We start from the raw sequence: 12,504 nt of genomic DNA on the forward strand, positions 1-12,504 counted from the left end.
ACCGCTGCCGCTGCACTGCTGAACATCCGGCCCGCTGCGGCCGGTGCAAAAATCGCGCAAACGCCGTGCCTGGGTCTGCCCCGGGCGCGGCGTTTTGCATTCCGGAATGCCAAGGACCAAGGGCCAGAATACAAAGGGACCACCTATGTTTGACAAGATCCTGATCGCCAACCGGGGCGAAATCGCCTGCCGGGTGATCAAAACCGCGCGGAAAATGGGCATCAAAACCGTTGCCATCTACTCTGACGCCGACAAGCAGGCCCTGCATGTGCAAATGGCCGACGAGGCTGTCCACATCGGCCCGCCGCCCGCCAACCAGTCCTATATCGTCATCGACAAGGTGATGGAGGCGGTCCGCGCAACCGGCGCCCAGGCGGTGCATCCGGGCTACGGCTTCCTGTCCGAGAACTCCAAATTCGCCGAGGCCCTGGCCGCCGAAGGCGTCGCCTTTGTCGGCCCGCCGGTGGGTGCGATTGAAAGCATGGGCGACAAGATCACCTCTAAGAAAATCGCCCAGGAGGCCGGTGTTTCCACCGTGCCCGGCTACATGGGGCTGATTGCCGACGCGGATGAGGCGGTGAAGATCTCGAACGAGGTCGGCTACCCGGTGATGATCAAGGCCTCCGCCGGCGGCGGCGGCAAGGGCATGCGCATCGCCTGGAACGACGAAGAGGCCCGCGAAGGCTTCCAGTCTTCCAAGAACGAGGCCGCGAACTCCTTTGGCGACGACCGCATCTTCATCGAAAAGTTCGTCACTCAGCCGCGCCACATCGAAATCCAGGTGCTCTGCGACACTCACGGCAACGGTATCTACCTGGGCGAGCGTGAATGCTCGATCCAGCGCCGCAACCAGAAAGTTGTCGAAGAAGCCCCGTCGCCGTTCCTTGACGAGGAAACCCGCAAGGCAATGGGCGAGCAGGCCGTCGCCCTGGCCAAGGCGGTGGGCTATGCCTCAGCCGGCACTGTGGAATTCATCGTCGATGGCGACAAGAACTTCTACTTCCTGGAAATGAACACCCGCCTGCAGGTGGAGCATCCGGTGACCGAGCTGATCACCGGTGTTGATCTGGTCGAACAGATGATCCGCGTTGCCGGCGGCGGCGAGCTGCCGCTGCGCCAGGAAGACGTGAAACTTACCGGCTGGGCGATTGAAAACCGTCTTTATGCCGAAGATCCCTACCGCGGCTTCCTGCCCTCCATCGGCCGCCTGTCGCGCTACCGCCCGCCGGCCGAGACTGCCGCAGGCCCGATGCTGATCAATGGCAAGTGGCAGGGGGATGCGCCCGCGGGCGAGACCGCCGTGCGCAACGACACCGGCGTCTATGAGGGCGGCGAGATCTCGATGTATTATGACCCGATGATCGCCAAGCTTTGCACCTGGGCGCCGACCCGGGCTGAGGCGATCGACGCCATGCGCATTGCCCTCGACAGTTTCGAGGTCGAAGGCATCGGCCACAACCTGCCGTTCCTGTCAGCTGTCATGGATCACCCGATCTTCATCGACGGCACCATGACCACCGCCTTTATCGAGGAACAGTATCCCGAAGGTTTTGAGGGCGTTGAGCTGCCCGAAGCCGACCTGCGCAAGATCGCCGCTTCCTGTGCGGCCATGCACCGGGTTGCCGAAATCCGCCGCACCCGGGTGTCGGGCCGGATGGATAACCACGAACGCAAGGTCGGCACCGATTGGACCGTCACTCTGCAGGGCCAGTCCTATGACGTGGTGATTGACGCCGACCGCGACGGCGCCACTGTCAAGTTCGCCGACGGTGCCGCATTGCGCGTGTCCTCGGACTGGACGCCGGGCGACCAGCTGGCCACCCTGGACGTGGACGGCGAGATCCTGGTGCTGAAGACCGGCAAGGTCACCCAGGGTTTCCGCATCCGCTCCCGCGGGGCGGATCTCAAGGTCCATGTGCGCACCCCGCGCCAAGCGGAACTGGCGCAGCTGATGCCGGAAAAACTGCCGCCCGACACCTCCAAGATGCTGCTGTGCCCGATGCCCGGCCTGATTGTGAAGGTCGACGTCGAAGCGGGGCAGGAGGTCCAGGAGGGTCAGGCCCTTTGCACCATCGAGGCGATGAAGATGGAAAACATCCTGCGCGCCGAGAAAAAGGGTGTGGTCGCCAAGATCAACGCAGGCGCCGGCGACAGCCTGGCGGTCGACGATGTGATCATGGAATTCGAATAATGCACCACGGGGCAGGCATATATGCGGACGCGGCGGCGGGGTCTCCCGCCGGCGGCTGCGTGCCTGCCCCGCACAGCACGCCCCCGTGCACGAAATCTTCAGGAATCTCTGCCATCCTGCCCGGGTTGAACTTCCTCAAGGTGCCGTATGTTCCGCTTAATGACCGGTTTGCTTTCGGGCATTCTCCTGCTGACGGGCTGCACGCTCGACAAGGAAGAGGAGGTGCGCGTGCTGCTGTCCGAATGGACGGAACTGGGCGAAACCTTCTTTTTCCAATCCTCGTCCACCTGCACCGCTGCGGTTTTCCACACAACGGAACAGCCGCGGATCACCTCGCTGCTGGGCAGGGCGCGATCCGTCAACACCGGCATGAAAATGCTGGCAGACGGCAAGCCGGTTGTGTTCCGCGTGGCGGGAAAGTCCCCCAATGCGGTGACCGAGGCGATCATGTCGCGGGATCTGCCGCAGGGTATCGGGATCCTGAATTCGGGCCTGGCCGGCGTCAATTGCATGAGCGAGATCGTCAAGGGCGTCTACTACCGGGCCATCCTGAACCCGCAATCCAACCTTGTCTTTGTGCCGGACAGCCATGCCATGGTTGTGCTCGACAAACAGGCGATGGCGCTGATTTACGTCCGCGGCAACAGCTGACAGCAGGCGCGGCCCGGTCAGCTCAGCCGCCGCGCCGCTCTTCCACTTCGCGCAGCCGCTCGGGGAATTTGTCGATGGTGCGGGACAATTCGCGCGCCGTCCAAGGGTGCGGTTTGCGCAGCTTCACGCCGCCGTCCTTGCCGACCAGAACCAGCATGAACCCGCGCGGACGCAGCTTTTTGCGCAGCGCCGATTTTGCGGCCGGATCGGTGTCAACCAGCACCACCACATCCCGGGTTTTCAGAACCTTGGCGCCCTGCATCAGCCGCTCCATCTGCTCGTGGAAGCGCGGGTCGTCGGGGCTGTCGGCAAACACCACCACAGGGCGCTGCTTCCACTGGAAATCCTCCAGTTCCACATCATACCCGGGCTGTATCCAATCAGGCGCACTGCCATCTGCAGCCAGGGCCGCAAGCGGAATAAAACCTGCCAAAACAACGGTTAGGATTGCTCTCATGATCTCTCCTGTCCCGTTGAATATATGCGCCGCGGCGGCAAATGCGACCGGGAAATCCGCAACTTGGCCAAAAAACATCATCGTTAACGGGATACTGAGGGGTTGCCGGCCATGATTGTGCCATTCCCCTTGACCGGGCTGCGGCCTGCGGCCCTCCAGAAGAGGTCCCGAAGCATGATGAAAGTGATCCTTCATACCGGTGCGCACCGCTGCGCAACCACGTCGTTTCAGGAATACATGCGCCAGAACGCCGATGGGCTTGCCAAACAGCGCATTGGGTTCTGGGGGCCGTTCCGCACCAGGGGCGGGCTGTTCCACGGCATCCAGCCCGGGCCTGCACGGGTGACCGGCCGCGACCTCGCCCAGCGCGCCCGCGGACGGCTGCAGATCCAGATTTCCGGCTGCCGCCAGCAGGGCATCCATCAGCTGCTGATCAGTGAAGAAAACATGATCGGCTCCATCCGCGGCAACCTGCGGTTTGGCGATCTTTATAACGGCGTGGGGGAACGGATGGCGCGGTTCTCCCAGGCCTTCGGCAATGCTGTGACAGACGTGGCACTCAGCATCCGCAGCCTGGACGGCTACTGGACCTCGGCACTGGCCTATGCGGTGGCCCGCGGCCACCGGGTGCCATCTGCAGCGCAGCTTGACCGTCTGGTGCAGGCGCCGCGCAGCTGGCGCGATGTGATCACCGATATTGCCTGCGCGGTGCCTGATGTGCGCCTGCATGTGCTGCCGTTTGAAACCTTTGGCACCCGGCCCGAGGCACAGCTGGCCGCCCTCACCGGGGCCGAGGCGCCGCGCACCCACGCAAGGGTGCGGCTCAACGCCTCGCTGTGCCTGCAGGACCTGCGCGCCAGCGTGCCGTCCTCTGCGGCGGCCAAACTGCCAGAGGGCTCAGGCCGCTGGCGCCCCTTTGACGACGCGCAGACCGCACGCCTGCGCGAGGCGTATGCCGACGACATGATGTGGCTGGCAGGCGGTGCCGATGGCATCGCCGCGCTGGCCCATGATCCCGATAAACCGGCGGCGGGCTTGAACCCGCCCCACACCGGACTGACAAGAGGAAGACCTGATGACAAACAAAGACGAATGGCAGGCTCTGGCTGAGAAAGAGCTGCGCGGACGGGCGGTTGACGACCTTAATTGGCAGACGCTGGAAGGCATCGAGGTCAAGCCGCTTTATACCGAAGACGACACCAAGGACCTGCCCCACATGGGCACGCTGCCCGGCGTCGGCCCGTTTACCCGCGGCGTCAAGGCCACCATGTATGCCGGCCGCCCCTGGACCATCCGCCAGTACGCGGGCTTTTCCACCGCCGAGGAAAGCAACGCCTTCTACCGCCGCAACCTGGCCGCCGGCCAGCAGGGTGTCTCGGTCGCCTTCGACCTCGCCACCCACCGCGGTTATGACAGCGATCACCCCCGTGTGGTCGGCGACGTCGGCAAGGCCGGCGTGGCGATTGACAGCGTCGAGGACATGAAAATCCTGTTCGACGGCATCCCGCTCGACAAGGTTTCGGTCTCGATGACCATGAACGGCGCGGTGGTCCCGGTTCTGGCATCCTTCATTGTTGCAGGCGAAGAACAGGGCCACGATAAATCGGTCCTCGCAGGCACCATTCAGAACGACATTCTGAAGGAGTTCATGGTCCGCAACACCTATATCTATCCGCCGAAACCCTCGATGCGGATCATCTCGGACATTATCGAATACACCTCCAACGAGATGCCCAAGTTCAACTCGATCTCGATCTCCGGCTACCACATGCAGGAGGCCGGCGCGAACCTGGTGCAGGAGCTGGCCTATACCATCGCCGACGGGCGCGAATATGTGCGCGCGGCGCTGGATGCCGGTATGGACGTGGATAAATTCGCAGGGCGGCTGTCGTTCTTCTTTGCGATCGGCATGAACTTCTTCATGGAAATCGCCAAACTGCGCGCCGCCCGTACCCTGTGGCACCGGGTGATGACCGAATTCGGCGCCAAGTCCGAACGCTCCAAGATGCTGCGCACCCATTGCCAGACCTCCGGTGTGTCGCTGCAGGAGCAGGATCCCTACAACAACGTGATCCGCACCGCCTATGAGGCGATGAGCGCAGTCCTCGGCGGCACGCAAAGCCTGCACACCAACGCGCTGGATGAAGCCATCGCGCTGCCCACCGATTTCTCCGCCCGCATCGCCCGCAACACCCAGCTGGTGCTGCAGGAGGAAACCGGTGTGACCAATGTCGTCGATCCGCTGGCCGGCTCTTATTATGTCGAAAGCCTCACCAACGACCTGATCGAACAGGCCTGGGCCTTGATCGAAGAGGTGGAGGAAATGGGCGGCATGACCAAGGCGGTTGAGAGCGGCATGCCCAAGCTGCGCATTGAGGAAAGCGCCGCCCGCCGCCAGGCGATGATTGACCGCGGCGACGAGGTGGTTGTCGGCGTCAATAAGTACCGCAAGGAAAAAGAAGACCTGATCGACATCCTGGATGTGGACAATGTGGCTGTCCGCGAGTCTCAGATCGCCCGTTTGCAGAAAATGCGGGCCGGCCGCGACGAAACCGCTTGCCAGGCCGCGCTTGATGAACTTACCCGCCGTGCCCAGGCGGGTAGCGGCAATCTGCTGGAAGCCGCAGTTGAAGCCGCCCGCGCGCGGGCCTCAGTCGGAGAAATCTCCATGGCGATGGAAAAGGAATTCGGCCGCCACCGTGCGGAAGTGAAGACTTTGGCGGGGGTCTATGGTGCCGCATACGAAGGCGATGAAGGCTTTGCCGCGATCCAGAAATCGATCGAGGATTTCGCCGAAGAAGAGGGCCGCCGCCCGCGTCTTCTGGTGGTCAAGATGGGCCAGGACGGCCACGACCGCGGCGCCAAGGTGATTGCGACGGCGTTCGCTGACATCGGTTTCGACGTTGATGTCGGCCCGCTGTTCCAGACCCCTGCCGAGGCCGCGCAGGACGCCATCGACAATGACGTCCATGTGATCGGCATCTCCAGCCAGGCGGCAGGACACAAGACATTGGCACCGCAGCTGGTCGAGGCGCTGAAGGCGGAAGGGGCAGGCGACATCCTGGTGATCTGCGGCGGCGTGATCCCGCAGCAGGATTACGAGTTCCTGTATTCCAAGGGCGTCAAGGCAATCTTTGGCCCCGGCACCAACATCCCCGAGGCCGCCCAGGACATCCTGCGCCTGATCCGCGAAGCGCGGGCGTAACGTAAGTAGCAGGTGGCTCCCGCACCCGCAGGTGCCAGCCCTGCGGGCAAACCCCTTGGCGGCTTAGGGCCTGGCAGTTCACCCTGCCAGGTGAACTGTCGGCATCGCGCGCCGTCAGGCGCGCGATGCCCCGCCCAACGGGAGCGGATGTGCCTTCGGCACAGCCTGCGACAGGCGGGAGCGCTGGCGGTTTTGAGTGTCCTCTCAGCGCCGGTGGCGGGTGCCCGCTTCACTGTCCTTGACGGCAAATCCCGCCTTGCACCCCGCCGCTGTCCGGCTAGTCTTTGGCCGCAAAAGGGGAGGCGCAAATGATACTTGATCACCTGGCCGTGGCCGGCGAAACGCTGGAAGAGGCGGTTGCCCATGCCGAAGAGGCCCTTGGCGCCGCGCTTGGCCCCGGTGGCTCCCACACCCGGTATGGCACCCATAACCGCCTCATCGGGCTGGAGGACGGCCTTTACCTCGAAGCCATCGCCATCGACATTGAGGCCGAGCCGCAGGAGCAGCCGCGCTGGTTTGACCTCAACCGTTTCAAAGGCCCCGCAAGACTGAACAACTGGATTCTTCGAAGCGAAAACCTTGAGACTGAGAAACCGTTGCTGCCGCCCCATGCGCAGCGGCATGTGGCGATGCAGCGCGGCAGTCTCAGCTGGCTGATGACAGTGCCAAGCGACGGGTTTTTGCCGTTTGACAACATCTTTCCTGCGGTGCTGCAGTGGCAGGCCGAACCGCCCGCCGGCAAGCTGCCGCGGTCGCGCTGCCGCCTGACCCGCCTGATCCTCAGCCACCCGGAGGCCAAAGACCTGCAAGCCGCATTGGACCGGATCCTCGCCGACCCGCGCGTTGCTGTGGAGCAGGGTAAGCCTGCGATGCTGGCGGAATTCGAAACCCCGCATGGGCCAAGGGTGCTGCGATGAAAATCCGCTCTGCCCGCCCTGATGATGCCAAAGCCGTCTGCACCATTGCCAACTGGGTGATCCGCGACACGCTGGCCACCTTCAACACCATTGAAAAGTCGCCTGAAGACGTCCGGGAACAGATCGCGGCCGGCAACGGCGCCTATCTGGTGGCGGAACAGGGCGGCAGGATCCTCGGCCACGCGCATTATTTCCTGTTCCGCCCCGGTCCCGGCTACCGTTTCACGGCTGAGCACACCATTCATCTGCTGCCCGAAGCACAGGGGCAGGGCGCGGGCCGCAAGCTGATGCAGGCGCTTGAGGCCAAGGCGGAACAGGCGGGCATTCACGTGCTGATCGCCAGTGTCAGCAGTGCCAATCCCGCAGCAATCGCTTTCCATGCAGCTATGGGCTATGTGGAAACCGCAAGGATGCCGGAACTGGGTTGCAAGCAGGGGCGCTGGCTCGACACTGTTTTCATGCAGAAAATCCTGACGCCCGGTATTCCCGCCCCTGACAACCCCGGCAAAGACGCATAGGCTGGCAACATGTCACTTTGGACCCGCATATCCGACGCGCTGGCAGCCCTTGCCGCAGGCGAAAGCCTGTCGGAAGTCTTTGACCGCTTGCGCGCACCACCCGAACGCACCGTGGCCTTTGCCATTGCCGTCATCGCCCTTGGCGCCAAGATGGCCAAGGCCGACGGGCAGGTCACCCGCGACGAGGTCGCCGCCTTCCGCGAGGTGTTCCAGATCGCCCGCGATGATGAAACAGGTGCTGCCCGCGTCTTTGACATGGCGCGCACCGATGTGGCCGGCTATCAGGAATACGCCCGCCGCATCCACAGCATGTTTGCCGATGACCCCACCACGCTGTGCGACCTGATGGAGGGGCTGTTTCATATCGCCATGGCCGATGGCTTCTATCACCCCGGCGAGAATGAATTCCTGGAGGAAGTAAGCCGCATCTTCGGCCAGACTCCGCAGCAGTTCCTGGCGCTTAGGGCGCGGTTTGTGCCGGATGCGCCCAAGGATCCCTATACTGTGCTGGGTGTCAGCCCGGATATGGCCATGGACGAGATCCGCAAGCATTGGCGCAAGCTGGTGCGCGACACCCACCCGGATGCGATGATCGCCCGCGGGGTGCCCGAAGAGGCCGTGCGGCTGGCGGAGAAGCGGATGATCGACATCAACCGCGCTTGGGATGAAATCAATGGATGCTGCGGCAATGCGGCTGGCAACCTATAATATCGAATGGTTCGCCAACTTGTTTGATGCAGAGGATAATCTGCTGCTTGACGGCGAACGTTCCTCCCGCCACGGGGTCGACCGATACACCCAGGGCCACGCCATCGCCCATGTGCTGCGCCGCATTGATGCCGATGCGGTGATGGTGGTGGAGGCGCCCAATACCGGCCGCAGCCAGCGCACCACCCGCGCGTTGGAGCGCTTTGCGGCTGAAGCCGGGCTCAGAGCGCGCGAGGCCGTCAGCGGCTTTGCCAACGACACCCAGCAGGAAATTGCACTGCTGTTTGATCCGGATGTTCTGGACGCCCGCCATGATCCCCGCGCCACGGCGGATGCGCCGCGGTTTGACGGGGTGTTCGGCATTGACCTCGACATCGACGCCCAGGCCGATCAAGTGCGGTTTTCCAAGCCGCCGCTGGAACTGGCGGTGACCACCAAAGGCGGCACGCCGCTGCGGATGATCGGCGCGCATCTGAAATCCAAGGCGCCGCATGGTGCCCGGACCAGGAACGAGGTCGCCACTGTCTCCATCGCCAACCGGCGGAAGCAGCTGGCACAGGCGATCTGGCTGCACCGGCGGGTGGCGGAACATGCCGCAGCGGGGGAGCATTTGGTGGTTCTGGGGGATCTGAACGACGGCCCAGGCCTGGATGAATTTGAGAAACTGTTCGGCCAGTCCTCGGTTGAGATCGTGATGGGCAGCCTGCTGAACGACCCCAACGCGCAAAGCCTCTTGCGTCCGCGCGCCACCGTTCTGCCCAGCACCTCGCGGTTCTACAATCCTGAAACCAAACGCTATTTCTGCGCGCTTTTGGACTATGTGATGATCTCGCACAGCCTGATGGGGCAGCAGCCCAAGTGGCGCATCTGGCACCCGTTCGAGGACGCGGAATGCTACGGTGATGCGGAGTTGCGCCAGGCGCTGCTGAATGCCTCGGATCATTTCCCGGTGACGCTGGATATCGCGCTGGCGTGAGGTGGCGGAGACTTGCAGCTTAAAGATAATGAAACGATATCTGCCGAAGACGCCAAGTGCAGAGAAGAGCCCTTCTTACCGAATGCTGCATCGCAGTGCTTCATCCGAAAAATCTCTTTACAGTGTGATAAGGCTGTGGCTGGCTGATTGTAAAATCAGGAAGGTGTTTCAATGGATTTTCAAATTTGGTTGGCGTTTGTCGCCGCCTCAACCGCGCTTCTTCTTATTCCTGGGCCAACGGTTCTGCTCGTCCTCAGCTACGCTATGAGCCAAAGTAAGAGAGTGGCTCTCGCAACCGTCGGTGGTGTTGCGTTAGGTGACTTGATCGCGATGTCTGCTTCGCTCGCTGGTTTGGGTGCTTTAGTCCTCGCGTCCGCAACCCTTTTCACTGCTTTAAAGTGGGTGGGTGCCGTTTATCTCGTCTATCTGGGGATAAAACTTTTCCGCAGTGCATCAATGGCTTCACTCGGAGACATTGAAAAAGTGACCGAAGCACGAGCTTCCAGCGTTTTCGGCCACGCGGCAGCTGTGACCGCACTCAATCCGAAGTCCATCGTCTTCTTCATCGCTTTCGTGCCTCAGTTCATTGTCGTGGACAGCCCACTTCTCCCGCAATTCGCGATATTGGTGGCAACATTCGTAGGATTGGCGGCGATCAACGCGCTCGCATATGCGATCCTGGCGGACAAACTCAGGGCGAAGATTGCACGGCCATCGGTATTGGCATGGTTCTCTCGGTTGGGCGGTGGCGCACTTGTTGCGATGGGGGTTGCAACAGCGACATTCAAGCGAGCGCAATAGCGAACGGGAACGGCAGCCAAGTCCGCTGACCGGTCCACCAGCTCCCGCGCGGCATTGGAATGCAGCCCCTGTTACCCCCGGCAAGACCTCCCTATATTGGCACTATGAAACAGATCCTTTTGCCAGCCGCCCTCGTTGCCCTGATGTCCGTTCCGCTTGCCGCCCAGGAAGCCGGGGAGGAGGGCGGTGCCCCCTCTCTGATGGAGCGCGGGGCGGAACTGTTCTGGGAGGGGCTGCGCGAGGAAATGGCGCCGGCGCTGGAAGACCTGCAGGGCATGATGGAGGACATCGGCCCCTCGATGGGGGCTTTCCTTGCCGAAATGGGGCCTGCGCTGGCCGAAATCGCCAAGGAGGTGAAGGATTGGAGCGCCTATGAGCTGCCCGAGATCCTGCCCAACGGCGATATCATCATCCGCAAGAAACCCAAGGACAACGCGCCCGCCGAGAAAGACAAGGGCGAGGAGGAAGGCGTCACCGAAATCTGACGCAGCGCCAAAGGACCTTACGCCTCAGACGGACCGGCGGGTTTGCTGAAACTCAGCTGCACCCCGGCATCCAATGCCTTGCCCAGAGATTGCAACCGGGCTTCGGCAACTTCGCCGTACAGCGGCCGAGCCGCATCCGGCAGTTCCGCGTGCAGAACCCGCTTGCGCGGCTGCCAGCGCAAGCTGCCGATGGCGCCGGTGCTGGTCAGCATCAGCATTGCGCCGAACCGCATCGCCTTGCCCAGCACCTCGGCCTCGTGCTGGCCCTTTTCGTCCAGCAGCCCATAGAGGTATTCGAACGAGCTGCCCTGCCGCTTGTTGCTGTAACGGTGCAGCAGCGCCAGGCCCAGGAACACCCGTTCCGAATGTTTCAACCCGCCCAGGTTGGCGCGGGTGGCGTTGTCGAAACAGACCTCGGCGCGGTAGTCGGGATGGGCGCGCCAGCTGACGTCATGCAACAGGCAGGCCGCCTTGACCAGCCGCCGTTTGGCCAGCGGGGCACCGCTGAACAGCGGGCTGACAAATTCATACAGGGTGCCGCCGAAACCGGGTACGCGGGCGTCCTTGGCCTCGGCAAAGCGCGAGGCTTCGATCAGCGGATCGCGGGCGCGCAGCCGCTGCGGCATCTGTTCGTACAGCAGGCCTTCGCGGATACCATAGCTGGAGACGGCGATATCCTTGGGTTTGAAAGTCTTGACCAGCCGGGTCAGCACGTCGATCGCATAGGGCACCAGCGACATCCGGCTGGCGGAGACGCCGCAGGCGTTGCGCAGCTTGTCCAGGTTTGTGGTCTCAATATAGCGGGCGGTTTCGCGCACGTCCTTGGCGGACATCCGGTATTCATGCAGCACCTTCAGCGGATAGCCGCGCCGGTGCATGTCGATGCGGGCAATCGCCCGCCAGCTGCCGCCGACCAGGAACAGCCGGTCGCGCTGCGCGCCCATCGCGCCTTTCAGCTGTTCGATCACCTCCTTGATATGGGCTTTGCGGCCTTTGCGCCCGCCCTTGATGTCGCGCAGCTTCAGCGGTCCCAGGGATGAGGTGACCCGGCGCCCGACAGAGTTCTCCTGTATTTCCGCCAGCTCCATTGACGAGCCGCCGATATCGCAGACCAGCCCATAGGCGCCGGGCCAGCCCAGCAGTACGCCCTGCGCCGACAGCCGCGCCTCTTCGCGCCCGTCGATAACGTGGATCTTCAGCCCGGTCTCGCGCAGCACTTCGGCGCAGAAATCCGGCCCGTCCCCGGCGTCGCGCACCGCGGCGGTGGCAACGGCGGACAGCGGCGGCAGGCCCATGCCCTTGGCCAGATGCTGAAACCGGCGCAGCGCCGACAGGGCGCGGGCGCGCCCCTCGGGGTTCAGGCGTCCCGACTCCGACAGGCCCGCGCCAAGCGCGCACATGATCTTTTCGTTATAGAAATAAGCCGGGCTGCGGGCGGCGCCGTCGAACACCACCAGCCGGACCGAGTTGGAGCCGACATCGACCACCCCCACCCGCGACAGTGCCCGGGCCCTGGGGTCATCAAAGATCGGGCGGCCGAAGGGCCCCCAATCGGCATTGGCGGCGGCGGGGTCCTGGGTGACGTTCATGAGGGC

General features: G+C 63.1%; 12 protein-coding genes. 10 read left to right on the plus strand and 2 right to left on the minus strand.

The window, feature by feature from the left end:
• Positions 1–145 precede the first annotated feature (145 nt).
• Complete coding sequence (locus ETW24_RS07345) at positions 146–2,191, plus strand: acetyl-CoA carboxylase biotin carboxylase subunit (RefSeq protein WP_129370422.1); 2,046 nt, start codon at positions 146–148, stop codon at positions 2,189–2,191.
• 159 nt (positions 2,192–2,350) lie between these two features.
• Positions 2,351–2,842 carry a hypothetical protein gene (locus ETW24_RS07350; protein ID WP_237455091.1) on the plus strand — a complete coding sequence of 164 codons (492 nt, stop codon included), beginning with the start codon at positions 2,351–2,353 and terminating at the stop codon, positions 2,840–2,842.
• Between the two features lie 22 nt (positions 2,843–2,864).
• Here ETW24_RS07350 and ETW24_RS07355 read toward each other — a convergent pair whose 3' ends face one another.
• Positions 2,865–3,299: a DUF4174 domain-containing protein gene (locus ETW24_RS07355; RefSeq protein WP_129370424.1), complete on the minus strand. Its 435-nt coding sequence runs from the start codon at positions 3,297–3,299 to the stop codon at positions 2,865–2,867.
• Between the two features lie 174 nt (positions 3,300–3,473).
• Between ETW24_RS07355 and ETW24_RS07360 the strand changes: the two genes are divergently transcribed.
• The 8 genes from ETW24_RS07360 (at position 3,474) to ETW24_RS07395 (ending at position 10,909) form a co-directional block, all read left to right on the plus strand.
• Complete coding sequence (locus tag ETW24_RS07360) at positions 3,474–4,409, plus strand: hypothetical protein (RefSeq protein ID WP_368075949.1); 936 nt, start codon at positions 3,474–3,476, stop codon at positions 4,407–4,409.
• The gene (gene scpA, locus ETW24_RS07365; protein ID WP_129370425.1) at positions 4,375–6,504 is read left to right on the plus strand and encodes a methylmalonyl-CoA mutase; all 2,130 of its coding nucleotides are present in this window, start codon (positions 4,375–4,377) and stop codon (positions 6,502–6,504) included. The genes ETW24_RS07360 and scpA overlap by 35 nt, the downstream gene beginning before the upstream one ends.
• A gap of 308 nt (positions 6,505–6,812) precedes the next feature.
• Positions 6,813–7,421, plus strand: a complete 609-nt coding sequence (locus tag ETW24_RS07370; RefSeq protein ID WP_129370426.1) for a VOC family protein — start codon at positions 6,813–6,815, stop codon at positions 7,419–7,421.
• Positions 7,418–7,939, plus strand: a complete 522-nt coding sequence (locus ETW24_RS07375; protein WP_129370427.1) for a GNAT family N-acetyltransferase — start codon at positions 7,418–7,420, stop codon at positions 7,937–7,939. The genes ETW24_RS07370 and ETW24_RS07375 overlap by 4 nt, the downstream gene beginning before the upstream one ends.
• 9 nt (positions 7,940–7,948) lie before the next feature.
• Positions 7,949–8,647, plus strand: a complete 699-nt coding sequence (locus ETW24_RS07380; protein ID WP_129370428.1) for a molecular chaperone DjiA — start codon at positions 7,949–7,951, stop codon at positions 8,645–8,647.
• Positions 8,628–9,623, plus strand: a complete 996-nt coding sequence (locus ETW24_RS07385; protein ID WP_129372868.1) for an endonuclease/exonuclease/phosphatase family protein — start codon at positions 8,628–8,630, stop codon at positions 9,621–9,623. The genes ETW24_RS07380 and ETW24_RS07385 overlap by 20 nt, the downstream gene beginning before the upstream one ends.
• Positions 9,624–9,794: 171 nt before the next feature.
• A complete protein-coding gene (locus ETW24_RS07390) occupies positions 9,795–10,424 on the plus strand; it encodes a LysE family translocator (RefSeq protein ID WP_129370429.1) in 630 nt (209 codons plus the stop codon).
• A 104-nt stretch (positions 10,425–10,528) separates the two neighbouring features.
• Complete coding sequence (locus ETW24_RS07395) at positions 10,529–10,909, plus strand: hypothetical protein (protein WP_129370430.1); 381 nt, start codon at positions 10,529–10,531, stop codon at positions 10,907–10,909.
• A 17-nt stretch (positions 10,910–10,926) separates the two neighbouring features.
• Here the strand turns inward: ETW24_RS07395 and ETW24_RS07400 are convergent, their stop codons facing one another.
• Entirely contained in the window at positions 10,927–12,498 is a 1,572-nt protein-coding gene (locus tag ETW24_RS07400; protein ID WP_129370431.1) for a Ppx/GppA family phosphatase, read from the minus strand.
• Between the last annotated feature and the right edge of the window lie 6 nt (positions 12,499–12,504).

It is taken from the genome of Leisingera sp. NJS204 (genome assembly GCF_004123675.1).
GTDB lineage: Bacteria > Pseudomonadota > Alphaproteobacteria > Rhodobacterales > Rhodobacteraceae > Leisingera.

Coding starts and splice junctions, on each gene's coding strand:
- ETW24_RS07345 (WP_129370422.1), top strand. CDS start 146: ATGTTTGACAAGATCCTGATCGCCAACCGGGGCGAAATCGCCTGCCGG.
- ETW24_RS07350 (WP_237455091.1), top strand. CDS start 2,351: ATGACCGGTTTGCTTTCGGGCATTCTCCTGCTGACGGGCTGCACGCTC.
- ETW24_RS07355 (WP_129370424.1), bottom strand. CDS start 3,299: ATGAGAGCAATCCTAACCGTTGTTTTGGCAGGTTTTATTCCGCTTGCG.
- ETW24_RS07360 (WP_368075949.1), top strand. CDS start 3,474: ATGATGAAAGTGATCCTTCATACCGGTGCGCACCGCTGCGCAACCACG.
- scpA (WP_129370425.1), top strand. CDS start 4,375: ATGACAAACAAAGACGAATGGCAGGCTCTGGCTGAGAAAGAGCTGCGC.
- ETW24_RS07370 (WP_129370426.1), top strand. CDS start 6,813: ATGATACTTGATCACCTGGCCGTGGCCGGCGAAACGCTGGAAGAGGCG.
- ETW24_RS07375 (WP_129370427.1), top strand. CDS start 7,418: ATGAAAATCCGCTCTGCCCGCCCTGATGATGCCAAAGCCGTCTGCACC.
- ETW24_RS07380 (WP_129370428.1), top strand. CDS start 7,949: ATGTCACTTTGGACCCGCATATCCGACGCGCTGGCAGCCCTTGCCGCA.
- ETW24_RS07385 (WP_129372868.1), top strand. CDS start 8,628: ATGCGGCTGGCAACCTATAATATCGAATGGTTCGCCAACTTGTTTGAT.
- ETW24_RS07390 (WP_129370429.1), top strand. CDS start 9,795: ATGGATTTTCAAATTTGGTTGGCGTTTGTCGCCGCCTCAACCGCGCTT.
- ETW24_RS07395 (WP_129370430.1), top strand. CDS start 10,529: ATGAAACAGATCCTTTTGCCAGCCGCCCTCGTTGCCCTGATGTCCGTT.
- ETW24_RS07400 (WP_129370431.1), bottom strand. CDS start 12,498: ATGAACGTCACCCAGGACCCCGCCGCCGCCAATGCCGATTGGGGGCCC.